The 22,668-nt window shown below is 37.2% G+C and carries 19 protein-coding genes, 1 tRNA gene and 1 other annotated feature; all 20 genes read left to right on the top strand.

Annotation, left to right across the window (positions count from 1 at the left end; genetic code table 11):
- The first annotated feature begins 113 nt into the window (after nt 1-113).
- The 20 genes from HZF24_RS08875 (at nt 114) to rpsJ (ending at nt 22,650) form a co-directional block, all read left to right on the top strand.
- Nucleotides 114-761, top strand: a complete 648-nt coding sequence (locus tag HZF24_RS08875; protein WP_179237962.1) for a sigma-70 family RNA polymerase sigma factor — start codon at nt 114-116, stop codon at nt 759-761.
- A gap of 180 nt (nt 762-941) precedes the next feature.
- Nucleotides 942-1,017 (top strand) — tRNA-Thr (locus tag HZF24_RS08870).
- An 81-nt stretch (nt 1,018-1,098) separates the two neighbouring features.
- On the top strand, nt 1,099-2,292 hold the full coding sequence (gene tuf, locus HZF24_RS08865; RefSeq protein WP_179237951.1) for an elongation factor Tu: 1,194 nt from the start codon (nt 1,099-1,101) through the stop codon (nt 2,290-2,292).
- Nucleotides 2,293-2,486: 194 nt separating this feature from the next.
- Nucleotides 2,487-2,636, top strand: coding sequence for a 50S ribosomal protein L33 (rpmG, locus tag HZF24_RS08860; RefSeq protein ID WP_019227378.1), 150 nt, complete (start codon nt 2,487-2,489; stop codon nt 2,634-2,636).
- Between the two features lie 23 nt (nt 2,637-2,659).
- Nucleotides 2,660-2,872: a preprotein translocase subunit SecE gene (gene secE / locus HZF24_RS08855; protein ID WP_179237961.1), complete on the top strand. Its 213-nt coding sequence runs from the start codon at nt 2,660-2,662 to the stop codon at nt 2,870-2,872.
- A gap of 15 nt (nt 2,873-2,887) precedes the next feature.
- Complete coding sequence (nusG, locus tag HZF24_RS08850; protein WP_179237960.1) at nt 2,888-3,415, top strand: transcription termination/antitermination protein NusG; 528 nt, start codon at nt 2,888-2,890, stop codon at nt 3,413-3,415.
- A gap of 45 nt (nt 3,416-3,460) precedes the next feature.
- Complete coding sequence (gene rplK, locus HZF24_RS08845) at nt 3,461-3,886, top strand: 50S ribosomal protein L11 (RefSeq protein WP_179237959.1); 426 nt, start codon at nt 3,461-3,463, stop codon at nt 3,884-3,886.
- A 55-nt stretch (nt 3,887-3,941) separates the two neighbouring features.
- The gene (gene rplA / locus HZF24_RS08840) at nt 3,942-4,640 is read left to right on the top strand and encodes a 50S ribosomal protein L1 (RefSeq protein WP_179237958.1); all 699 of its coding nucleotides are present in this window, start codon (nt 3,942-3,944) and stop codon (nt 4,638-4,640) included.
- Between the two features lie 27 nt (nt 4,641-4,667).
- Nucleotides 4,668-4,796: a sequence feature (ribosomal protein L10 leader region), on the top strand.
- A gap of 10 nt (nt 4,797-4,806) precedes the next feature.
- Nucleotides 4,807-5,310, top strand: coding sequence for a 50S ribosomal protein L10 (gene rplJ / locus HZF24_RS08835; protein ID WP_179237957.1), 504 nt, complete (start codon nt 4,807-4,809; stop codon nt 5,308-5,310).
- A 128-nt stretch (nt 5,311-5,438) separates the two neighbouring features.
- Nucleotides 5,439-5,822 carry a 50S ribosomal protein L7/L12 gene (rplL, locus tag HZF24_RS08830; RefSeq protein ID WP_179237956.1) on the top strand — a complete coding sequence of 128 codons (384 nt, stop codon included), beginning with the start codon at nt 5,439-5,441 and terminating at the stop codon, nt 5,820-5,822.
- A 372-nt stretch (nt 5,823-6,194) separates the two neighbouring features.
- Nucleotides 6,195-9,923, top strand: coding sequence for a DNA-directed RNA polymerase subunit beta (gene rpoB / locus HZF24_RS08825; RefSeq protein ID WP_179238020.1), 3,729 nt, complete (start codon nt 6,195-6,197; stop codon nt 9,921-9,923).
- Nucleotides 9,924-10,037: 114 nt separating this feature from the next.
- Nucleotides 10,038-13,556 (top strand): DNA-directed RNA polymerase subunit beta', encoded by a 3,519-nt coding sequence (gene rpoC, locus HZF24_RS08820; RefSeq protein WP_179237955.1) that lies wholly within the window; start codon nt 10,038-10,040, stop codon nt 13,554-13,556.
- 250 nt (nt 13,557-13,806) lie between these two features.
- A complete protein-coding gene (locus HZF24_RS08815) occupies nt 13,807-14,040 on the top strand; it encodes a ribosomal L7Ae/L30e/S12e/Gadd45 family protein (RefSeq protein ID WP_179237954.1) in 234 nt (77 codons plus the stop codon).
- Nucleotides 14,041-14,068: 28 nt separating this feature from the next.
- Nucleotides 14,069-14,488 (top strand): 30S ribosomal protein S12, encoded by a 420-nt coding sequence (rpsL, locus tag HZF24_RS08810; protein ID WP_179237953.1) that lies wholly within the window; start codon nt 14,069-14,071, stop codon nt 14,486-14,488.
- 139 nt (nt 14,489-14,627) lie between these two features.
- Nucleotides 14,628-15,098 carry a 30S ribosomal protein S7 gene (gene rpsG / locus HZF24_RS08805; RefSeq protein WP_179237952.1) on the top strand — a complete coding sequence of 157 codons (471 nt, stop codon included), beginning with the start codon at nt 14,628-14,630 and terminating at the stop codon, nt 15,096-15,098.
- 37 nt (nt 15,099-15,135) lie between these two features.
- Complete coding sequence (gene fusA / locus HZF24_RS08800) at nt 15,136-17,202, top strand: elongation factor G (protein ID WP_179238019.1); 2,067 nt, start codon at nt 15,136-15,138, stop codon at nt 17,200-17,202.
- 20 nt (nt 17,203-17,222) lie between these two features.
- Nucleotides 17,223-18,416: an elongation factor Tu gene (gene tuf / locus HZF24_RS08795; protein WP_179237951.1), complete on the top strand. Its 1,194-nt coding sequence runs from the start codon at nt 17,223-17,225 to the stop codon at nt 18,414-18,416.
- Nucleotides 18,417-18,926: 510 nt separating this feature from the next.
- Nucleotides 18,927-20,402 (top strand): alanine/glycine:cation symporter family protein, encoded by a 1,476-nt coding sequence (locus HZF24_RS08790; protein WP_179237950.1) that lies wholly within the window; start codon nt 18,927-18,929, stop codon nt 20,400-20,402.
- A 159-nt stretch (nt 20,403-20,561) separates the two neighbouring features.
- Entirely contained in the window at nt 20,562-21,965 is a 1,404-nt protein-coding gene (locus tag HZF24_RS08785) for a sigma-54 interaction domain-containing protein (RefSeq protein ID WP_179237949.1), read from the top strand.
- 373 nt (nt 21,966-22,338) lie between these two features.
- Nucleotides 22,339-22,650: a 30S ribosomal protein S10 gene (gene rpsJ, locus HZF24_RS08780; protein WP_179237948.1), complete on the top strand. Its 312-nt coding sequence runs from the start codon at nt 22,339-22,341 to the stop codon at nt 22,648-22,650.
- The last annotated feature ends 18 nt before the right edge of the window (nt 22,651-22,668 follow it).

Below are 22,668 nucleotides of genomic sequence, written 5' to 3'. Positions count from 1 at the left end.
AATTTTCATACAACATTCTTAAGAATTTCGCAAAGCTTTCTTAAGATTTTCATATAATTCTCTGTTGGTTTGTGAAAAAATTACTAATTTATTACGTTTAATGGGGGAAGTCAATGATAAGTTCTATTAGCATTTTTAGTAATTTAGATTATAAAAAAAGATATGACGCACTTTCAGACGAGGAACTTATTCGAGAGATAAAGGATGGAAATGACCATGCCGAAAGGTGTTTGTATAAGAGGTACACATATATAATTAAAAGGATTACAAGTTCCTTTTTCTTAGTGGGCGGCGGTATCGATGATTTGTTTCAGGAAGCTATGATTGGCTTAATGAAAGCAATAGAAGGTTACAATGAAGAATTGGGAAACAGCTTCCGCGGCTTTGCTGAAGTGTGCATCAGAAGGCAGGTTATTACAGCAATAAGGAAAACTAAATCTTATGAAGTGTTAAGTAATATTCAGTCAGTTTGTGATTACTCTAATATTGATTATGAAATTAATATTGGAGGGTGTTATTCCGACTTGGAAAGATTAAATCCGGAAAATGTAATTATATGTAAGGAAGAAATTAAACAGTATTATAGCGTAATGTCCGAAGAATTAAGCGAATTCGAAAAGATTGTTTTGACTGAGTATGGAAAGGGTAAATCATACGTAGAAATATCAGCTGCTTTGAATAAAAGCATAAAATCAGTAGATAACGCATTGCAAAGAGCTAAAAAGAAAATCAGCAGCAATAAAGAGAAAATATTGTGTTAGTAAAATGGTTAGATGATAACCATTTTTTTATTTCATGGCCCCACTTTTCTACGAAAAATACTCTTGATTTATTCTACCTTCGGTGTTATAATCTACAAAGAAAAATAGGAAGTAGGTGCTCTTAAAAGCAAAAAATGAAGCACTAACAATATGAAATCTTGGAATTTCAACATGCATAGTGCTTGCGTAGCTCAGGTGGTAGAGCACTTCATTGGTAATGAAGAGGTCGGCAGTTCGAGTCTGCTCGTAAGCTCCAAATAACGGCTTATGCCGTAATGGTTCACTGCATAAAAAACAAAATAATGAATGAATAATTAGAAATTCAGGGAGGAAAGAAATGGCAAAAGCAAAATTTGAAAGAAATAAGCCACACGTAAATATTGGAACCATAGGCCACGTAGACCATGGAAAGACAACATTAACAGCAGCAATCACAATGACATTGAATAAGAGATTCGGAACCGGAGAATTTGTAAGCTATGACAATATAGATAAAGCTCCGGAAGAAAGAGAAAGAGGAATCACAATATCAACATCACACGTAGAGTATGAAACAGCAAACAGACACTACGCACACGTTGACTGCCCGGGTCATGCTGACTATGTAAAGAACATGATAACAGGAGCAGCACAGATGGACGGAGGAATCTTAGTTGTATCAGCAGCAGATGGTCCGATGCCACAAACAAGAGAGCATATACTGTTATCAAGACAGGTAGGAGTTCCTAAACTGGTAGTATTCTTAAACAAAGAAGATATGGTAGACGATCCTGAGCTAATAGAATTAGTTGAAATGGAAGTAAGAGAACTATTATCAGAATATGAATTTGACGGAGACAACACACCAATCATAGTGGGATCAGCATTAAAAGCATTAGAAGATCCGGACGGACCATGGGGAGATAAAATAGTTAAGTTAATGGAAGAAGTTGACGCATGGGTACCAACACCGGAAAGAGACGTTGACAAACCATTCTTAATGCCGGTAGAAGACGTGTTCTCAATCACAGGAAGAGGAACAGTAGCGACAGGCAGAGTAGAAAGAGGAATATTGAAGGTTCAGGATAAAGTTCAAATAGTAGGATTAAACGACGAACCGACAGAAACAGTGTGTACAGGTGTAGAAATGTTCAAGAAATTACTTGATCAGGCACAAGCAGGAGACAATATAGGAGCACTTCTTAGAGGAGTACAAAGAACAGACATCCAAAGAGGTCAAGTACTGGCAAAACCGGGATCAATAACACCACATACAAAATTCAATGCAGAAGTATACGTATTAACAAAAGAAGAAGGTGGAAGACATACACCATTCTTTAACGGATACAGACCACAATTTTATTTCAGAACAACAGATATCACAGGACAAATAGACTTAGAAGAAGGAATAGAAATGTGTATGCCTGGAGACAACTCAAGATTTATAGTTGAGTTAATCCACCCAATCGCTATCGAAGAAGGATTAAGATTCGCTATCAGAGAAGGCGGAAGAACAGTTGGATCAGGCGTTGTTACTAGCATAATAAAATAGCAAAAAAAGTTCTTGACAATATGTTTTTATTATAGTAGAATGAATTGCTACAAAAAAAGCTTTTGCTTTGGCAGGGGCTTTTTTTAGTGAGTTCAATAGACCATGAAACATTAAAAAAATGTTGACAGTTGAATTTAATTATGATATCTTGATAAAGATAATTGGCTATGTAAACAAGAGTCCGGAGGTGTGGAATGAGAGTAGCAGTTAAGTTAGCTTGCACAGAGTGCAAACAAAGAAACTATGATACAGAAAAAAACAAAAGAGAAAACCCAGAAAGAATAGAGTTGAATAAATACTGCAAGTTCTGTAAAAAGCATACTTTACACAAGGAAACAAAATAATAACCGTATTAGAGGTGTTGTAAATGTCAAATAGAGAAAATGAAAAACCAAAATTTACAAGTAGGGTAAGCAATTATTTTAAAGGCGTAAGAGCTGAATTAAAAAAAGTAAATTGGCCTACTAAAAAGGAATTAACAAATTATACTATAGTTGTACTTGCTACTACTTTTGCTATGACACTCGTAATTTGGGGATTAGATCTCATATTCCAGAACTTGGTTGGATTGATTGTATAATAAAGGAGCACTGGTATGAAACAAGAATCACAAGGATCAAGATGGTATGTAGTTCATACATATTCGGGACATGAGAACAAAGTAAAGGCTAACATCGAAAAGCTTGTTGAAAACAGAGAAATGCAAGATATAATTTTTGAAGTTAGGGTGCCGGTTGAAGAAGTGGCTGAAGTTAAAAACGGCAAGAAGAAAATAAAAGAAAGAAAAATGTTCCCCAGTTATGTAATTATTAAAATGATAATGACTGATGAATCTTGGTATCTTGTAAGAAATACGAGGGGAGTAACCGGCTTCGTCGGTCCGGGATCCAAACCGGTTCCTTTATCAGATGAAGAAGTTAAGGCGCTTGGTGTTGTAGAAAGATTACCGGTAATTGAACTTGCACCGGGAGATACCATTAAGGTCAAAGAAGGACCGTTTGAAGATTTTATAGGTGCTGTTGAAAGCATCAGTCAAGAAAAAAGAAAAATTAAAGCTTTTGTATCAATGTTTGGAAGAGAAACTCTTATCGAACTTGATTATGATCAGATTGAAAAAGTTTAATACTTTATCAATATACATGCGTTTCGTATGAAGGAGGTGCAACACATGGCTAAAAAGGTAACAGCTTTAGTTAAACTGCAAATACCGGCAGGTAAGGCAACACCGGCTCCACCGGTTGGTACAGCGTTAGGACCTCATGGTGTGAATATAATGGGATTTTGTAAAGAATTCAATGCAAAGACAGCTGATCAGGCAGGTATGATTATACCGGTAGTATTAACTGTTTATCAGGATAGATCATTTACATTTATCACAAAAACTCCGCCTGTGGCAGTTCTAATTAAAAAAGCAGTTGGAATTGAAAGCGGTTCGGGAGAACCAAACAAGAAGAAAGTAGCAAAGCTTTCTAAAGAAAAATGCGAAGAAATCGCAAAATTAAAAATGCCGGATTTAAATGCCAATACAGTTGAAGCAGCTATGAGCTTAGTGGCAGGTACTGCGAGAAGTATGGGTGTAACGGTAGAAAAATAGCAATATGGCACAGTGGAAGGCGATAAGCTGTTAGACCACTAAGGAGGTTAATGATATGCCAAAGAGAGGAAAAAAATATCAAGACAGTATGAAATCAATTGATAAATTGAAATTATACGACTTGGAAGAAGCTGTAGAAGCAATGCTTACAACAGCAAAAGCTAATTTCGATGAGACTGTGGAAGCTCACGTAAAATTAGGTGTAGATTCAAGACATGCAGACCAACAAGTAAGAGGCGCAGTAGTTCTGCCGCACGGAACAGGTAAAACAGTTCGTGTTTTAGTATTTGCAAAAGGTGATAAAGCTAAAGAAGCTGAAGAAGCCGGAGCAGATTACGTAGGCGAAGCTGAATTGGCTGATAAAATTCAAAAAGAAAACTGGTTTGAGTTTGACGTAGTTATAGCAACTCCGGATATGATGGGTGTTGTTGGTAGATTAGGTAGAGTATTAGGTCCTAAGGGATTAATGCCAAATCCGAAATCAGGTACGGTAACATTTGATGTAGCTAAGGCAATTCAGGAGATTAAAGCAGGTAAGGTTGAATACAGATTAGATAAAACTAATATTATTCACGTTCCTGTAGGAAAAAAATCTTTCGGTACACAAAAATTAGTTGACAATATTAAAGCAATCATGGATGCTATAGTAAAGGCAAAACCGGCTGCTGCAAAGGGTAAATACTTAAAAAGTGTTACAATAGCAAGCACAATGGGACCTGGAATCAAGCTTAATACAACAAAACTAATGGATTAATGTATTGACAAGGACTATGAATTAATATAAAAATTGAATAAATGACCGCAGACAGTTGGTACTCATTGAGTTTAATTATCCAACCGAGGTGAGAATATAGATATTATATATATTAAAAGTTTCTCTTCGTCTGCGGAGAGATTTTCTTTTTGAGGAGGTGTAAAGTATGAATCAATCAGTTTTAGAACAGAAAAAACAAGTTGTAAACGAAATAACTGAGAAGCTAAGAAATGCTAAATCAGTTGTGTTAGTCGAATATAAAGGTTTATCTGTTGAAAAAGCAACTCAGTTAAGAAATAAATACAGAGAAGCAGGTGTAGAATATAAAGTTTATAAAAACACTTTAATGCGTTTTGCGTTTGAAGAGTTAGGATATAAAGATATTACAGCTAATCTGGAAGGGCCGAATGCGATTGCTATATCTCAAACCGATGAAATATCTGCTGCTAAAGTTACTAATGACTTTGCTAAAACAAGCAATGATACAATTGTAATAAAAGCAGGTATAGCTGACGGCAAAGTAATGAATGCTGATGAGGTAAAAGCATTAGCCAGCGTTCCGCCAAGAGAAATCCTGCTTGGACAATTGGCCGGAGTGTTACAAGGAAATATCAGAAATCTTGCTTATATGCTTGATCAGATATCAAAGAAAAACGAAGAAGTTGCATAGGTCACTGAAAATGACCGCCTGCGACCTTGCTGTTCAGCGGCGTCTTGCGGGACGAATATTTTCAACAACCTATAAATAACAGTGAAAAATAAAAATTAATTAATGAAATTAATAGGAGGATATTAAAAATGGCAAGTGAAAAAATCACAAAATTTATTGATGAAATAAAACAATTAACAGTATTAGAATTAAATGAATTAGTAAAAGCAATCGAAGAAGAATTCGGAGTATCAGCAGCAGCTCCTGTAGCAGTTGCAGGTGCAGTAGCTGGCGGTGCGGCAGCTCCGGCTGAAGAAGAAAAAACTGAATTTGACGTAGTACTTTCAAGTGCAGGTGCAGGAAAAATTAAAGTTATAAAAGTAGTAAGAGAATTAACAGGTCTTGGATTAAAAGAAGCTAAGGATGCTGTTGACGGAGCACCTACTACATTAAAGACAGGCGTTTCTAAAGAAGAAGCTGACAAAATGAAAGAAGCTTTAGAAGCTGAAGGCGCATCAGTAGAAATAAAATAATTTAAACGACAGAAGAAAGGACTTTATAAAAACAATAAAGTCCTTTTTGTAATTCTTATGTGGACATGGGGACATTCCTCTACGGACTATCCTCGGAGGTTGACTATCTGTAGAGGGTGTGTCCCCTTTCATTGTAAAGGATGTTTCTATAATAGATGTTTTTCTATATAGTGTCCCATTTCATATTTTTATATGTATATATTTTCTAAAACAGGCAATAATACCTAAGGTGTTTTCTAAAAAATATCGATGGTATACGCAAAAAAATATTGACAAAAAAAATTGTTGGTGATATTATTATATATTGCCATGAGCATAAAATGTTGGCATAGAATTTGTATGCTAAAAAAAATTAAACTGAGGGGTGAAAGAATGCCGCATCCTGTGAAAATAGGTAACAGAGTGAGGATGTCTTACTCTAAAATTGATGAGGTTTTAGATTTACCGGATTTAATTGAAGTTCAGAAAAGATCTTATGAATGGTTCTTAAATGAAGGACTTAGAGAGGTTTTTGATGATATTTCGCCAATTGAGGATTATACCGGAAATTTGATTTTGGAATTTGTTGACCATTCTTTATACGGTGAACCGAAGTTCAATCAGGTTGAATGTAAGGAAAGAGATGCAACATATTCTGTACCGTTAAAATTAAAAGTGAGATTAATTAATAAGGAAACGGGAGAAATCAAAGAACAAGAAGCTTTTATGGGCGAGTTTCCTCTGATGACTGAAAAAGGTACATTTATAATCAATGGAGCGGAACGTGTTATTGTTAGTCAGTTAGTCAGATCACCGGGTGTTTATTTCAACATGACAAGGGATAAGGTAGGAAAGGAATTATATGAGGCTACACTTATACCAAACAGAGGTGCATGGCTTGAATTTGAAACGGACTCTAACGATATTATTTATGTAAGGGTTGACAGAACGAGAAAATTACCAGCCACAGTGCTTGTCAGAGCTATGGGGCTTTCTTCTAATTCTATGATTATTGAAACTTTAGGAGAAACAGAACAGCTTTTGAAAACGCTTGAAAAGGACAACACTACTAACTCAGATGAAGCTTTGATTGAAATTTATAAAAGATTAAGACCGGGCGAGCCACCTACATTGGACAGTGCGACCTCATTAATAAATTCTTTATTTTTTGATCCGAAGAGATATGATCTTGCGAAGGTCGGAAGATATAAATTTAATAAGAAACTAAGCTTTGAAAACAGAGCTATCGGGAAAAAAGCTGCTGAAGATATAATTGATACAGAAACAGGTGAAATTTTAATACATAAAAATGAGGCAATTGATAGCAAGGCAATATTTAAATTGGAATCTGCCGGCATTTTTTCTATTAATGTATTAAACTCAGAAGATAAGATAACTAAAATAGTGACAAATAAATTTGTAAATCCAAAAACATTCAATTTAGATATAGATTTTGAAAAACTTGGCTTAAAGGAGCGAATTTTCTATCCGGTTATGAAAAAGATACTTGAAGAAAACAGCTCAAGCGAAGATATAGAAAAAGCAATAATAGATAATATGAAGCTTTTATCTCCAAGACACATAATTATTGAAGATATGGTTGCTTCTACAAATTATCAATTAGGCTTATTTAAAGGTTCAGGTCAGACAGATGATATAGACCATCTTGGTAACAGAAGATTGCGCTCGGTGGGGGAACTTCTTCAAAATCAGGTTAGAGTTGGTTTGTCAAGAATGGAGAGAGTTGTAAGAGAAAGAATGACAATTCAGGACGTTGACGTTGTAACCCCGCAGGTATTGATTAATATCAGACCCGTATCAGCTGCAATCAAAGAATTTTTTGGTTCCAGCCAGTTATCACAGTTCATGGATCAAACCAACCCATTGGCAGAATTAACTCACAAAAGAAGAATGTCTGCTTTGGGACCGGGAGGATTGTCAAGAGACAGAGCGAGCTTCGAGGTCAGAGACGTTCATCATTCTCATTACGGCAGAATGTGTCCTATAGAAACTCCGGAAGGTCCAAACATTGGTCTGATAACATCTCTTGCAACATACGCCAGAATAAATGACTATGGATTCCTTGAGGCTCCATACAGAAGAGTTAATAAGGAAACCGGTCAGGTAACAGAGATTATAGATTATATTACAGCTGATATAGAAGATACAAAAATTATTGCTCAGTCGAATGAGCCATTAAATGAAGATGGTACGTTTGAACACACTCGTGTTGTTGTAAGAGGAATTGACGGTATCAATGAAATAGTTTCAAGAGACATGGTTGATTACATGGAGGTTTCTCCAAAACAAGTTATATCTATCGGAACAGGTATGATTCCATTCCTTGAAAATGACGATGCTAACCGTGCATTAATGGGTGCCAACATGCAAAGACAGGCAGTTCCTTTATTGATTACGGAAGCACCATTCATAGGAACCGGCTTGGAATATAAAGCAGCAAAGGATTCAGGTGCTGTTATAGTAGCTGAAAATGACGGAGTCTGTATTTCTGTAACCGCTGCTGAAATTTTAATAAGAAGAAATGACAACGGCATGATTGACAGATATCCGCTGCTTAAATTTAAACGTTCAAACAGCGGTACATGTGTTAATCAAAGACCTATTATATATCAGGGTGATGAAATCAAGAGAGGTCAGATAATTGCTGATGGTCCTTCTACGGACAACGGTGATATGGCAATAGGTAAAAACCTTCTGATTGGCTTCATGACTTGGGAAGGTTACAATTATGAAGATGCCGTGTTGATGAATGAAAAATTGGTTATGGAAGATGTTTTAACATCCGTCCATATAGAAGAATATGAATCAGAAGCAAGAGATACAAAATTAGGTCCTGAAGAAATAACAAGAGATATCCCTAACGTTGGAGACGACTCTTTGAAGGACTTAGACGAAAGAGGAATTATAAGAATAGGGGCTGAGGTTAAATCAGGCGATATTCTTGTAGGTAAAGTAACACCTAAGGGAGAAACAGAGCTTACTGCCGAAGAAAGATTATTAAGAGCGATTTTCGGTGAAAAGGCAAGAGAAGTTAGAGATACTTCGTTGAAGGTTCCTCACGGCGAATCAGGTATAATTGTTGACGTAAAAGTGTTTACGAGGGAAAACGGCGATGAATTAAGCCCCGGAGTAAGCAAGATGGTCAGAGTGTACATCGCTACAAAACGTAAAATAAATGTAGGAGATAAAATGTGTGGTCGACATGGTAACAAGGGTGTTATATCACATATTATGCCGGAGGAAGATATGCCGTTCTTACCTGATGGCACACCGCTTCAGGTAGTACTTAATCCTCTTGGAGTTCCTTCACGTATGAACATCGGTCAGGTGTTGGAAGTACATCTCGGCTTAGCTGCTAAAAAATTAGGATGGCAGGTTGCTACACCTGTATTTGACGGAGCAGTTGAGGATGATATATGGGATGCTCTTGAGATGGCAGGTTACCCAAGAAGTGGTAAAATTGAATTAAGAGACGGACGTTCGGGAGAATATTTTGATGGTCCGGTTACTGTTGGCTACATGTATATGCTTAAGCTTCATCACTTGGTTGATGATAAGATACATGCCCGTTCAACAGGACCTTACTCCTTGGTTACTCAACAGCCATTGGGCGGTAAAGCACAATTCGGAGGACAAAGATTCGGTGAAATGGAAGTTTGGGCATTGGAAGCATATGGCGCAGCTCATACGTTGCAGGAAATTCTGACCGTTAAATCAGACGATGTTAACGGTAGAGTTAAAACATATGAAGCTATTGTCAAAGGTGAAAATATTCCGGAACCGGGTATCCCTGAATCATTTAAGGTACTTGTAAAAGAATTACAAAGCTTGTCTCTGGATATTAAGATAATTACCAGCGAACAGGATGAAGTTGAAATAGTTGACACTCTTGATATTGAGGAAGATTTACCGGTTGATGGTGAAAATTTAAGCGATGTCAGATATGTTGACGAAGATGGAATGAATATTGTTGAAGATGAGTTGGTAGATGCCGAAACTTCGGACAATGTGGAAGATGTGGAAGATATTGACGATATAGATATCTATGACGAAGACATTGAGCTAGATAACGAAGACGATTATGAAAGCGACGAATTCTAAGGATGTTGGACACACCTTTAATGAAAGTATAGTCGTTGTGAGTAAGCATTAAAGGAATGTCTCAAATACAAAGTACCGATTTAAATAAAATTTTAAATGAAGGGAGCGAACTTCTTGATAGATTACAATAATTTTGAATCAATAAGAATTGGCTTAGCATCCCCTGATAAGATCAGACAGTGGTCAAGAGGAGAAGTTAAAAAACCTGAAACAATTAATTACCGTACATTGAAGCCCGAAAAGGATGGTTTATTTTGTGAAAAGATATTCGGACCTACTAAGGACTGGGAATGTCACTGCGGAAAGTATAAAAGAGTCAGATATAAAGGTGTGGTTTGTGATCGCTGCGGAGTAGAGGTTACAAAAGCAAAGGTAAGAAGAGAAAGAATGGGACACATAGAGCTCGCTGCTCCTGTTTCCCACATATGGTACTTTAAAGGTATCCCATCCAGATTAGGATTGATACTTGACATGTCTCCGAGAGCTTTGGAAAAAATACTGTATTTTGCACAGTATGTTGTTACAGAAGCAGGAGATACATCTTTGTCAGAAAAACAGCTTTTGTCAGAAATGGAATACAGAGAGTATAAAGACCACTATAAGAATGCTTTTAAGGCTGAAATGGGTGCGGAAGCAATTAAAAAACTTCTCGAAAAAATAGACCTTGAAAAAGAATCAGAGGAATTAAAATCACAGCTCAAAGACAGCAAGGGTCAGAAGAAAATCAGAATAACAAGAAGATTGGAAGTTATTGAGGCGTTCAGAGTTTCCGGAAACAGACCGGAATGGATGGTACTTGATGTGATTCCTGTTATTCCGCCGGAACTCCGACCTATGGTGCAGCTTGACGGCGGAAGGTTTGCTACATCTGATTTAAATGACCTTTACAGAAGGGTTATAAACAGAAACAACAGATTAAAAAGACTGCTTGACTTAGGTGCTCCTGACATAATCGTAAGAAATGAAAAAAGAATGCTTCAGGAAGCGGTTGATGCCTTAATAGATAACGGAAGACGCGGCAGACCTGTTACAGGTCCGGGAAACAGACCTTTAAAATCTCTTTCGGATATGCTTAAAGGAAAACAAGGTCGATTCAGACAAAACTTACTAGGTAAGAGAGTTGACTATTCAGGACGTTCGGTTATAGTTGTTGGTCCTGAGCTTAGATTTAATCAATGCGGTTTACCTAAAAAAATGGCCCTTGAATTATTTAAGCCATTCGTAATGAAAAAATTGGTTGAAAACGGAACAGCTCACAATATCAAGAGTGCGAAGAAAAAGGTTGAAAAGGTTGACACTGCGGTATGGGATGTATTAGATGAAATAATTAAAGATCACACTGTTATGTTAAACCGTGCCCCTACACTTCACAGACTTGGTATACAATCATTCGAACCTGTACTTGTTGAAGGCAAGGCAATTAAGCTTCATCCGCTGGTATGTACTGCTTACAATGCCGACTTCGACGGTGACCAGATGGCTGTTCACGTACCATTGTCGGTTGAAGCGCAGGCAGAGTCAAGATTCTTGATGATGTCTACAAATAACATTTTAGCTCCAAAGGATGGAAGACCTATTACAACTCCTACACAGGATATGGTTCTAGGAAGCTACTACATGACTCTTGAAATAGAAAATTCAAAAGGTCATGGGATGGTATTTAAGGATTATGATGAAATGATGATGGCATATTTCAATAAAAATATTGATTTACATGCCAGAGTTAAAATAAGAAAGACAGTTGACGGAGAAACAAAATACGTTGAAAGCACAGCAGGAAGATTTATTTTCAATGAAAATATACCTCAGGACCTCGGTTTTGTGGACAGAGAAAAAGATAAATTCTCTCTTGAAGTAGATAAGACGGTTACTAAAAAATCATTAGAAGAAATAGTATACAGATGCTTCAGAAAACACGGCAACTCTAAAACAGCCGACGTATTGGACGGTATCAAATCTACAGGATATAAATATTCAACAAGGGGAGCTATTACTATAAGTGTAAGCGATATAACAGTTCCCGAAGAAAAGAAAGAGTTCATTGAAAAAGCTGAAAAACAGGTTATCGAATACGAGAAAAAATACCGTAGAGGTTTGATGACTGATGAAGAAAGATATGAAAATGTAATTAAAATCTGGAACCAGACAACAGAGGATGTTACAAATGCACTTATGGAGAATCTGGATCCGTTGAATTCTATTTACATCATGTCGGTATCCGGAGCCCGTGGAGGACGTAACCAGATAAAGCAGCTTGCAGGTATGCGTGGTCTTATGGCAAGTGCCGTAGGTAAGACGGTTGAGGTACCGGTTAAGTCAAACTTCCGTGAGGGACTTTCAGTTCTTGAGTTCTTCTTATCAGCAACAGGTGCCCGTAAGGGATTAACCGATACTGCTCTAAGAACAGCCGATTCAGGTTACTTGACAAGAAGATTGGTTGACGTAAGTCAGGACGTTATAGTAAGAGAAGTTGACTGCGGAACAACCGACGGTATAGAAGTCGAAGCCTTTGTTGACGGCAAGGAAGTAATAGAAGAATTAAGCGAAAGATGCGCGGACAGGTATGCTTCTGATGATGTTATACATCCTGAAACTAAAGAAGTTATGGTTAAATCAGGGGAGTTTATATCAGAAGAAACAGCGCATAAAATTCAAAATTCCGGTATTAAAGTAGTTAAGGTAAGATCGGTTCTTACTTGTAAAACACCGCACGGCGTGTGTTCAAAATGCTACGGTACTAACCTTGCGACAGGAAAGCTGGTTAACGTGGGAGGAGCTGTAGGTATTATAGCTGCTCAGTCGATTGGGGAACCGGGTACACAGCTTACGATGCGTACATTCCATACGGGAGGTATAGCAGCAGCAAGTGATATTACTCAAGGTTTGCCGCGTATAGAAGAGCTTTTCGAGGCAAGAAAACCAAAAGGTCAGGCGATTATTTCCGAAATACCGGGTAAAGTTACATTAATGGAAAAAGTTCATAAGAGAGAAGTTACGGTTACTAATAATGAAGCAGTGGAAAGCAAGACGTATCTGATACCTTATGGTTCTAAAATATTGGTTAATGACGGTGATTACATTGAAGCTGGTGATAAGATTACCGATGGCTCAATAAATCCACATGATATATTAAACATTAGGGGCATGACGGCACTGGAATCATACATCCTTATGGAAGTTCAAAGAGTTTACAGAATGCAGGGTGTTGATATAAGTGACAAACACGTTGAAGTAATCATAAGACAGATGGTTAATAAGGTTCGTATTGAAGAATCAGGAGATACATCTCTTCTTCCGGGAAGTTTGGTATCGACATTTGAGTACAAAGAACAAAATGAAAAAGCAATAGCTGCAGGCTTGGAGCCCGCAGCAGGTGAAGTTGCATTATTAGGTATAACCAAATCATCTTTGGCTACGGATTCATTCCTTGCATCGGCATCATTCCAGGAAACAACAAGAGTACTTACAGATGCAGCTACTAAAGGTAAGGTTGATAACCTGATTGGTCTTAAGGAAAATGTAATTATAGGAAAACTAATTCCTGCAGGAACAGGTATGAAGAAATACAGAAACATTGGAATAACAACTAATGATGTTGAAGTAGAAAGAGACGAAATTGCGGTAAGCGAATAAAGATGAAAGGGGACACACCTCTAAGGAGGGATAGTCTATGAAGATATGCTTAGAGGAATGTCCCCAAATTGAAAAAATTAATTGACATCTAATTTTATAGATGATAGAATGTTTGAGTGCAAATAGGAAGGGGGACACATCTCCAAAGCAGAGAAAGCCGCTGAGGTTTGAACTTTGGAGAAATGTCCCCGTTTGAAAGGGACACACCTTGTTCCTGATAATTCGAGGGTATGAGTACCGGAGGATTGAAATGGATGCAGATAAAAAAATAGTAATTGGAAAGAAGCAGACTTTGAGAGCTTTACAAAGAAACGAAGCTCAAAGGATTTATATATCAAAGGATGCTGATTTGCATGTTACTAAACCTATTACAGATGTTTGCAAGGAAAAAAATGTGGAAATAATATATTTTGACAGTATGAAAGATCTTGGAGCTTCTGTAGGTATCAATGTAAACGCAGCGGCGGCTGCCGTTTTAAAATAACTAATATTAAACAAAAGGAGGTGCACGAATGCCATCAATTAACCAGTTAGTGAGAAAAGGAAGACAACAAGTCACTTATAAATCCAATTCTCCAGCGCTAAATGTAAGTTATAATACTCTTCAAAAAAAGATGAATGAATCTAATTCACCGCAAAAAAGAGGTGTATGTACTTCAGTTAAGACTGTAACACCAAAGAAACCAAACTCAGCTCTTAGAAAAATTGCCAGAGTTAAATTAACAACAGGTGTTGAAGTAACTGCATACATTCCGGGTGTAGGCCACAACTTACAAGAACACAGTGTTGTTCTTATAAGAGGCGGAAGAGTTAAAGACTTACCAGGGGTTAGATACCACATTGTAAGAGGTACCCTTGATACAGCTGGTGTTGCTAAAAGAAAACAAGCAAGGTCCAAATATGGAGCTAAAAGGGAAAAAGCAAAGAAATAATAAGATGATTCCGGCACACTATGCTTAGGTTATGATGCATACAATGCGCCATAATATATATAACATGCATGTTGTGCACGACGGCATTAAATTATTGTCGAGTACCTGTGAATTAAATTATATTAAGGAGGGAAGTAAAGTGCCAAGAAAAGGTCACATACCTAAAAGACAAGTAATGGAAGATCCTATCTACAAAGATAAGGTAGTTTCCAAATTGATTAATCAACTTATGTATGACGGTAAAAAAGGTGTTGCTCAAAAAATTGTTTATGAAGCATTTGACATCATAAGAGATAAAACAGGTGAAGAACCGATTGAGGTATTCACTAAAGCAATGAACAATATCATGCCGGTACTTGAAGTTAAAGCAAGAAGAGTCGGTGGTGCAACCTATCAGGTTCCTATCGAAGTCAGACCAGAGAGAAGACAGACTTTGGGACTACGATGGCTTGTAAGTTATTCTCGTAAAAGAGGAGAAAAAACTATGCGTGAAAGGCTTGCAAAAGAGTTAATGGATGCAGCCAACAACGTAGGAGCAAGCGTTAAGAAAAGAGAAGATACACATAAAATGGCAGAGGCTAATAAAGCATTTGCACACTTTAGATGGTAATAATCTAAGTAGTTTATTCGCAGCGTGAAGGAGGGAAATAATGAGAGAATATTCTTTAGAGAATACAAGAAATATCGGTATTATGGCGCATATTGATGCGGGAAAAACAACAACTACCGAAAGAATCCTGTTCTATACCGGGAAAATTCATAAAGTAGGCGAAACTCATGAAGGTGCAGCTCAGATGGACTGGATGGAGCAAGAGCAGGAAAGAGGAATTACAATAACTTCAGCTGCTACTACTTGTCATTGGAAAGATGTAAGAATTAACATTATAGATACACCGGGTCACGTAGACTTTACAGTTGAAGTTGAAAGATCGTTGAGAGTACTTGATGGAGCAGTAACAGTATTTGATGCTAAAATGGGGGTTGAGCCTCAGTCAGAAACTGTTTGGAGACAGGCAGACAAATATCATGTACCAAGAATTTGTTTTATAAACAAAATGGATAAATTAGGTGCAAATTTCTTCTACTCATTAGGCACAATTATTGACAGATTAAAAGCTAATGCTGTTGCAATTCAGTTGCCGATTGGTGTTGAAGAAAACTTCAGAGCAATAATAGATTTAGTTGAAATGAAAACTATAAACTATGGAAACGATGAAGGAACAGACATTACTATTACTGAGATACCAGAAGAATATTTAGATCAAGCAAATGAATACAGAGAAAAATTAATTGAAGCTATTGCAGATACTGATGAAACATTGATGGAAAAATACTTGAACGGTGAAGAAATTACCGTTGAAGAAATCAAAAAAGCTATCAGAATCGCAACTACTAATGTTAAGATAATTCCTGTAATTTGCGGTACTTCATATAAACATAAAGGTGTTAGATTGATGTTGGATGCAGTAGTTGACTACCTGCCAAGTCCGAGTGATGTACCACAAATGAAAGGTTTTGACCCTGATACAAAAGAGGAAATACCTGTAGGAATTAAGGATGAAGATCCTTTAGCAGCTTTAGCATTCAAAATAGCTACTGACCCATTTGTCGGAAAACTTACTTTCTTCAGAATTTATGGCGGAACGCTTGAATCGGGAAGCTATGTATTAAATTCTACTAAAAACAAGAGAGAAAGAATCGGTCGTATTCTTCAGATGCATGCAAACAAAAGAGAAGAAATTAAGACATCTTATTCAGGAGACATAGAAGCAGCAGTAGGTTTGAAATTGACTACAACAGGGGACACTTTGTGTGATCCGGATCATCCGATAGTATTGGAATCAATGGATTTCCCTGAACCGGTTATAGAAGTAGCAATCGAACCTAAAACTAAAGCAGGTCAAGAAAAAATGGGTATCGGTCTTCAGAAACTTGCTGAAGAAGATCCAACATTCAAGACATATACAAATCCTGATACGGGACAGACAATTATTGCAGGTATGGGCGAGCTTCATTTGGAAATAATCGTAGACAGATTATTAAGAGAATTCAAGGTTGAAGCAAATGTAGGTAAGCCACAGGTTTCTTACAAAGAAACAGTTACAGGTAACGCAGATGTTGATATGAAGTATGCAAGACAATCAGGCGGTAAAGGTCAATATGGTCACGTTAAAATTACCATGGAACCTCAAGAACCTGGTGAAGGCTTTACTTTTGTCAATGCAATTACAGGCGGAGTTATTCCGAGAGAATATATACCGGCAGTTGAAGCCGGAGTTAAGGGCGCATCTGAAAATGGTGTACTTGCAGGATTCCCTGTTATTGATTTTAAAGTAACATTGTATGATGGTTCATATCACGAAGTAGACTCCAGTGAAATGGCATTTAAGATTGCCGGCTCTATGGCGTTTAAGGAGGCAATGAAAAAAGCAACTCCGGTATTGTTAGAACCATACATGAAAGTTGAAATGACTACTCCTGAAGAATACTTAGGGGACGTTATGGGAGATGCTAATTCAAGAAGAGGCAGAATCGAAGGATTCTCAGACAGAAGTGGACTTAAGGTAGTAGATGCCTTTGTTCCGTTGTCAGAAATGTTTGGTTATGCAACTACTTTAAGATCTATGACTCAGGGTAGAGCAAGTTACTCAATGGAATTCCACCACTATGAGAGAGTTCCGAACAGCGTCGCTGAAAAAATAATAAATAAATAAACCTATAGGAGGATAAAGAAATGGCAAAAGCAAAATTTGAAAGAAATAAGCCACACGTAAATATTGGAACCATAGGCCACGTAGACCATGGAAAGACAACATTAACAGCAGCAATCACAATGACATTGAATAAGAGATTCGGAACCGGAGAATTTGTAAGCTATGACAATATAGATAAAGCTCCGGAAGAAAGAGAAAGAGGAATCACAATATCAACATCACACGTAGAGTATGAAACAGCAAACAGACACTACGCGCACGTTGACTGCCCGGGTCATGCTGACTATGTAAAGAACATGATAACAGGAGCAGCACAGATGGACGGAGGAATCCTTGTTGTATCAGCAGCAGATGGTCCGATGCCACAAACAAGAGAGCATATACTGTTATCAAGACAGGTAGGAGTTCCTAAACTGGTAGTATTCTTAAACAAAGAAGATATGGTAGACGATCCTGAGCTAATAGAATTAGTTGAAATGGAAGTAAGAGAGCTGTTATCAGAATATGAATTTGACGGAGACAACACACCAATCATAGTGGGATCAGCATTAAAAGCATTAGAAGATCCGGACGGACCATGGGGAGATAAAATAGTTAAGTTAATGGAAGAAGTTGACGCATGGGTGCCAACACCGGAAAGAGACGTTGACAAACCATTCTTAATGCCGGTAGAAGACGTGTTCTCAATCACAGGAAGAGGAACAGTAGCAACAGGCAGAGTAGAAAGAGGAATATTGAAGGTTCAGGATAAAGTTCAAATAGTAGGATTAAACGACGAACCGACAGAAACAGTGTGTACAGGTGTAGAAATGTTCAAGAAATTACTTGATCAGGCACAAGCAGGAGACAACATAGGAGCACTTCTTAGAGGAGTACAAAGAACAGACATCCAAAGAGGTCAAGTACTGGCAAAACCGGGATCAATAACACCACATACAAAATTCAATGCAGAAGTATACGTATTAACAAAAGAAGAAGGTGGAAGACATACACCATTCTTTAACGGATACAGACCACAATTTTATTTCAGAACAACAGATATCACAGGACAAATAGACTTAGAAGAAGGAATAGAAATGTGTATGCCTGGAGACAACTCAAGATTTATAGTTGAGTTAATCCACCCAATCGCTATCGAAGAAGGATTAAGATTCGCTATCAGAGAAGGCGGAAGAACAGTTGGATCAGGCGTTGTTACTAGCATAATCAAATAATTTAGTTTGATATAAAAAAATAGTTTTCGTAAGAAGGCTATTTTTTATGTATAGATTTTTGTACACATGAAAGATAATTATACGCAATATATTATGATTTTTTGTACATTAAAGGGACAGTCCACATTGCCTCAAAAGGAATTTGCACCGGAACAGCACCTGATTCGGTGCGTCAGGGGACTATCCTTTTTTATTTGAAAGAAAAAAGAGTTGGCATAGTAGTTGCAATGGTTATATTTTAAATTATTAATTTAACTGTGTGTATCAGATTTGTTAATTTGATACACATGAATTTTATATAAGAACATAAATTTTATATAAGAATATTAATTGACAACCTTTTAATGACAGGCATTATAGGTAAGGTAGTATGGATGTATATTACTTGTGAAAACATTATCAACTGCTTTTTATGAGGAAACTTATGGTTGAAAAGAAAGGGGGGTGGTAATACAAAATAAAATCATGTATTGCAATAAGAAATTATAATATCAATTAAGGAGAAAAATTATGGCGGATTTTTTAAATAATTTTGTTGATTGGGCAAATGGTTATATCTGGGGTGTCGGTATGCTTGTACTTATCGGTGGTGCCGGTATTTACTTTACAGTAAGGCTAGGCTTTTTCCAATTTGTCCGTTTCAGGGATATGTGGAGCCGTATTATAGAAAAAGGTGATTCTGAATCAGGTATTTCTTCCTTCGCGTCCTTCTGTACTACAATGGCTATGCGTGTAGGTACAGGTAATATAGCAGGCGTTGCCGTTGCTATTTATATGGGGGGGCCGGGTGCAATGTTTTGGATGATACTTATAGGTATGACTAACTCCGCAGTTTGCTTTGCTGAGTGTACACTAGGTCAGCTCTACAAAGTCCGTGTTGACGGTGCATATCGTGGTGGCGGTGCTTATTGTGCAGAGCGCGGTTTGGGATGGAAAGCATACGGCACATTTATGGCTATAGTTTTGGGTGTGGCTTGTGCTGTATTTATGCCGGCGGCTGCTACGTATACAATTTCTGATGCATTCCGTGAAGCTACAGGTGTTCCGATGGCAGTTACTTCTGCTGTTATTGCAATATTACTGTTTGTAACAGTATTTGGCGGTATCAAACGTATCAGCTCCGTAGCTTCCATGGTTGTTCCGTTTATGACAGTTGTTTACATGGTGGTTACTTTTATAGTTGTAGCTGTAAATATCACAAAGATCCCTGCATTGATTGCTGACGTTGTTACTTCAGCATTTGGATTAAACGCTGTATTTGGTGCTGCTATCGGCACAGCTATTCAGCAAGGGGTTAAGAGAGGTACGTTCTCATCCGCGTCAGGTATGGGTGAGTCTACACCGACAGCTGCTGCCGCTGAAACCAGCCATCCTGTTAAACAAGGGTTATCAAATGCTGCGGGTGTATGGCTAGATACAGTTATCGTGTGTACAGCTTCAGGTCTTTTAATTCTTTTAACTGACACATTCAATACAGCCGGTGGATATCATGGTAGCGGAATAGCTGCAGATGTTACAGGTGGTGTTGTATATGTACAGGCTGCAGTTAGTACAGTCTTAGGTGGATTTGGAAACATATTCGTTGCAGTTATGCTGTTATTATTCTCTTTTACATGCTTAATCAGCTACTACTATGAGGCAGAAACAGCAGCTTTGTACTTATTCCAAAAACCTGAACAACAAAAAATTCGTAAAGCTATAACAAGGACTATGCAATTTGGAATGCCTGTTCTGGTATTCTGCTGGGGTATTATTGAATCCGGTACAGCTTGGAATCTTTCAGACCTTGCTCTGGGTACAACTACATGGGTCAATATGCTAATCGTTATCTTATTATTTCCAAAATGTATTGCTTTGTACAAAGACTATGTTGAGCAGATGAAAGCCGGTAGAGATCCTTACTATGATCCTGATAAACTTTCTTGGAAAGGTGTTGATGTGGAACTTTGGAAAGAAATCAATGCTAAAAGAATAGAGGCTAAATAATTAACTTATACACGGGGACTGTCCCGGTGTCGCACGTTTTTAGCGACACTGCGGACTGTCCCCAATTTTGTGGTCGTTTGCTTATAAAAAATTACATTAATTTATATATGTGTGATATAATATATACATGTGTAAAAAAAATTAACAGCAGGTGATTAAATGGACTACAAAAATATTTTAAAGCTAATATCTGAAAATATTTCCAGCGGATTATTTATTGTAAATAAGGAAGGTATTGTCATTTTTTATAATCAGTCGGCAAATGATTTAGCGGGGCTCAATGTGGAGAACGCCATAGGAAAGCATATGCTTGAGATATTCCCAAAGCTTACGGAGGAGACAAGTACAATAATAAGAGCATTAACCACCGGTGAAGTCATAAAGAACTATGTTCAGAATTATTATAACTATCAGAGAAAACTTGTAACTATTTTATCAAATACGGTGCCAATTTATGAAAACGGAGAAATTGTAGGAGCAATTGAAATATTTTCAGATGTTGACCAATATAAAAATATTAATCAAAATAAATATAAAAAACAGAAAGGTAATATAATAGACAAAGCTCACTATACAATCGACGATATTGTGGGAGTAGGCCAGTTTGTAAAGGATATCAAGCTAAAGATAAAAAAAATAGCAGATAGCAGATCACCCGTGTTGGTTTACGGAGAAACAGGTACAGGAAAAGAGTTAATCGTACAAAGCATTCATAATTCAAGCCAAAGATGCGACAATCCGTTTATAGCGCAAAACTGCGCGGCTATTCCCGGAACCCTGCTGGAAAGCATGCTGTTTGGTACCGCATTGGGAAGCTTTACTGGTGCTAAAGATTCCAAGGGACTTATAGAGGCGGCGGACGGAGGAACTCTGTTTCTGGACGAAATAAATTCAATGGATATAATGCTTCAGGCAAAGCTTTTGAGAGTGCTTCAGGAAGGGCAGATAAGAAGAGTAGGTGAAAATAAAACACGATTTGTGGATGTGAGAATCATAACCGCACTGAATCAGAATCCCTACAAAGCTATAGAAGAAGGCAAGCTGAGAAGTGATTTATTTTATAGGCTAAATGTCATAAATTTCAGACTTTTGCCTCTCAAAGAGAGAAGTGAGGATTTGGAAGTGCTTGCATATTATTTCTTAAATGAATTCAACAGGGAGTTAAATAAAAATGTAAAGGGCTTTACTAAAGAAGTCATTGAATTTTTCCACAGCTATAATTGGCCCGGAAATATAAGAGAGTTGAGGCATTCCATTGAACATGCCGTAAATATGATTGAGAAGGACGTTATAGCAATAGAAGATTTGCCGAAATATGTTGATATAAATTATAAAGCCGCAGATGATATTCAGAAAAACATAGTAGAAGAGAAAAACACAATAATTATTAATGAACCTCTTAATGAAATAATGAATGAATATGAACGTAAAATAATAAGCAAATCATTAAGACAAAATGACTACAATGTATCGAAAACATCAGAAAGGTTGGATATTCCAAGGCAGACATTATATTATAAGATGAAAAAGCTTGGAATAAAGGTTGATAAGAGACTTGAATAAACAATTTTATAAGAGTTTTATGTACCTCGATGGGGACTGTCACACTGTCGTATTCTTTCAACGACAGTGCTGACTGTCCCCCTTGCAGTTACCAGAATTAAGATAAATGTTAATTTTTCGTAACAAATCAAAAAAAATAAAAATAGTGCTTGATTTATGCGGTTAATTGTTATATCATTATAAAGCTTGCCACATGCGATGACGTGAAAGGTTGCTGATTTTACAATGAAATCAGGTAATTTTTGCAGAGTATGTCCTGTTATAAAACAGGGCGACCGGTATTGCGATTTAAAAAAAATCAGGATACACCCGGCAGGGTTTATCGACGCAATCCCGAGTTGTATGGATGACATACGAAGAAGGAGGTAAAAAAATGGCAAACACACAGAAAATAAGAATTAGGTTAAAAGCTTATGATCATCAATTAATTGATCAATCTGCACAAAAAATCGTGGAAACAGCTAAAAGTACAGGTGCTACCGTAGCAGGTCCTATCCCGCTGCCGACAGAAAAACAAATCATAACAATACTTAGAGCAGTTCACAAGTACAAAGATTCCAGAGAGCAGTTTGAACAAAGAACTCATAAAAGATTGATAGACATAACAAACCCTACTCCAAAAACTGTAGATTCATTGATGAAATTGAATTTGCCTGCTGGCGTAGATATTGAAATCAAATTATAAGAAAAAGTAGAGAGAAAT

The sequence above is a fragment of the Sedimentibacter hydroxybenzoicus DSM 7310 genome, assembly GCF_013403245.1.
Taxonomy (GTDB): Bacteria; Bacillota; Clostridia; order Tissierellales; family Sedimentibacteraceae; genus Sedimentibacter; species Sedimentibacter hydroxybenzoicus.
The sequence above is the reverse complement of the archived record's forward strand: the minus strand, read 5'-3'. Positions and strand labels throughout refer to the sequence as shown.

Bases quoted from the DNA above. Each gene is read 5' to 3' on its own strand.
- HZF24_RS08875 (WP_179237962.1), top strand. From the start codon at position 114: ATGATAAGTTCTATTAGCATTTTTAGTAATTTAGATTATAAAAAAAGA.
- tuf (WP_179237951.1), top strand. From the start codon at position 1,099: ATGGCAAAAGCAAAATTTGAAAGAAATAAGCCACACGTAAATATTGGA.
- rpmG (WP_019227378.1), top strand. From the start codon at position 2,487: ATGAGAGTAGCAGTTAAGTTAGCTTGCACAGAGTGCAAACAAAGAAAC.
- secE (WP_179237961.1), top strand. From the start codon at position 2,660: ATGTCAAATAGAGAAAATGAAAAACCAAAATTTACAAGTAGGGTAAGC.
- nusG (WP_179237960.1), top strand. From the start codon at position 2,888: ATGAAACAAGAATCACAAGGATCAAGATGGTATGTAGTTCATACATAT.
- rplK (WP_179237959.1), top strand. From the start codon at position 3,461: ATGGCTAAAAAGGTAACAGCTTTAGTTAAACTGCAAATACCGGCAGGT.
- rplA (WP_179237958.1), top strand. From the start codon at position 3,942: ATGCCAAAGAGAGGAAAAAAATATCAAGACAGTATGAAATCAATTGAT.
- rplJ (WP_179237957.1), top strand. From the start codon at position 4,807: ATGAATCAATCAGTTTTAGAACAGAAAAAACAAGTTGTAAACGAAATA.
- rplL (WP_179237956.1), top strand. From the start codon at position 5,439: ATGGCAAGTGAAAAAATCACAAAATTTATTGATGAAATAAAACAATTA.
- rpoB (WP_179238020.1), top strand. From the start codon at position 6,195: ATGCCGCATCCTGTGAAAATAGGTAACAGAGTGAGGATGTCTTACTCT.
- HZF24_RS08815 (WP_179237954.1), top strand. From the start codon at position 13,807: ATGGATGCAGATAAAAAAATAGTAATTGGAAAGAAGCAGACTTTGAGA.
- rpsL (WP_179237953.1), top strand. From the start codon at position 14,069: ATGCCATCAATTAACCAGTTAGTGAGAAAAGGAAGACAACAAGTCACT.
- tuf (WP_179237951.1), top strand. From the start codon at position 17,223: ATGGCAAAAGCAAAATTTGAAAGAAATAAGCCACACGTAAATATTGGA.
- HZF24_RS08790 (WP_179237950.1), top strand. From the start codon at position 18,927: ATGGCGGATTTTTTAAATAATTTTGTTGATTGGGCAAATGGTTATATC.
- HZF24_RS08785 (WP_179237949.1), top strand. From the start codon at position 20,562: ATGGACTACAAAAATATTTTAAAGCTAATATCTGAAAATATTTCCAGC.
- rpsJ (WP_179237948.1), top strand. From the start codon at position 22,339: ATGGCAAACACACAGAAAATAAGAATTAGGTTAAAAGCTTATGATCAT.